We start from the raw sequence: 594 nt of genomic DNA on the forward strand, positions 1-594 counted from the left end.
CGTTGAGGCAATCGCATCCTGATACTCTTCAGACGTTCGACACGCACCTAAAATGACCTGATTTTGCGTAGTAATGTTGGTGAGTGGCGGTTTTAACTCATGTGCTATATCAGAAGAAAACTCGCTCAAACGGCGAAAACCAGTTTGCAACCTATCGAGCATCGCGTTGTGTTTGTTGGCTAACTCACGCAGTTCTATTGGCAACGAATCGGGGTCGAGACGAATGCCCATTTGCTCTGGTGATATCTGTTGAATGTGCTGATTCAATCCCACAATCGGCTTCAACCCACGTTTTACCATCCAACCGCTCAACGCGGAAGAAATCACAAACGCCAAACCGAGCGCCCAAAACAAAATCCAGTCGAGCTTATCCAAAAACAAAATATGGTGGTTGATACTCATGCCGAGCACCACCTGATACTCCCCAGCTTGAAACGCAAACGCACGAAGATTCAGCGAGTCCTCCCTCCATTCGATGGCGCGCTCGTGATTTAAGACCTGAGGAGGGCTAATGCTGTCGGCTCGGTTTTGAGGAATCGTCAGGCTCGAATTCTGATAGACGTTCTGCTTGCCTTCAAACACCCACATGTAGAG

General features: G+C 48.5%; 1 protein-coding gene. It reads right to left on the bottom strand.

Features of this window, described 5'->3' with window-relative positions; all coding sequences use genetic code 11:
• Positions 1–594, bottom strand: a 594-nt coding sequence (locus R7190_RS29010; protein WP_318138086.1) for a HAMP domain-containing protein, incomplete at both ends; no start/stop codon positions are given.

The sequence above is a fragment of the Vibrio sp. 1078-1 genome (genome assembly GCF_033340475.1).